The following is a 775-nucleotide window of genomic DNA, read 5'->3' on the forward strand; positions in this document are numbered from 1 at the left end:
GCCCTGCGAGCGCCAAACCCTTGGAAAACAGCATACCGCTGCTGGACATCAAACCGGATTCACTGGCTTTCAGCCTAGCCGGTGCGGCCCAGGCCGTCGCCTATGTGCTGGAAGGTACTGCATTGCCGCAAGCCCTCAGCAAGGTATTTGTGCAAACCGATGCGCAGCCTCAGGCACGCGGTGCGATTCAGGATATTTCTTACCGTACCATGCGTCAGGTAGGCAAAGTCGATGCGTTGCTCAAGGCCATGACCAATAAAACGCCGGAACCTGCTTTGCTGTACGGCTTGTTATGCTGCGCACTGACTTTATTGGTGCGCAATGAAGGAGAAGAGGCTCCCTACGAGGATTTTGTGGTGGTTGATCAGGCAGTCAATGCGGCCAGTTCAAACTCGCACATGGTATTTGCCAAGGGCATGGTCAACGCGGTGCTGCGTCGCTATCTGCGTGAAAAAGACGAATTACTGAAGTTGGTCAGTAAGCAACCGGCAGCGGTCTGGAATTATCCGCAATGGTGGGTCGATCAGACCAAAGCCGCCTGGCCGCAGGACTGGCAAACCATACTCAAAGCAGGCAATGTCGCTCCACCCATGACGCTGCGCGTGAATCAGCGTCAAACCAACCCTCAGGCCTATCTGGCCCTGCTGGCAGAACACGGTATCGCCGCCAGTCAGATTGGCCCGGTCGCGATCAAATTGAAGAAACCGATGCCGGTGCAGTTGATCCCTGGCTTTGAAGACGGCATGGTGTCAGTACAGGATGCCGCTGCCCAGCT

Annotated in this window: 1 protein-coding gene; it reads left to right on the forward strand. The window is 55.9% G+C overall.

Annotated features, from left to right (window positions below; translation table 11 throughout):
• Positions 1-20: 20 nt before the first annotated feature.
• Positions 21-775: transcription antitermination factor NusB (locus tag KDM89_RS19210; RefSeq protein WP_329604699.1), on the forward strand; the 755-nt coding region annotated here is incomplete at its 3' end.

The organism is Cognatundibacterium luofuense (assembly GCF_018139685.1).
In the GTDB taxonomy this organism is placed as follows: domain Bacteria; phylum Pseudomonadota; class Gammaproteobacteria; order Burkholderiales; family Burkholderiaceae_D; genus Undibacterium; species Undibacterium luofuense.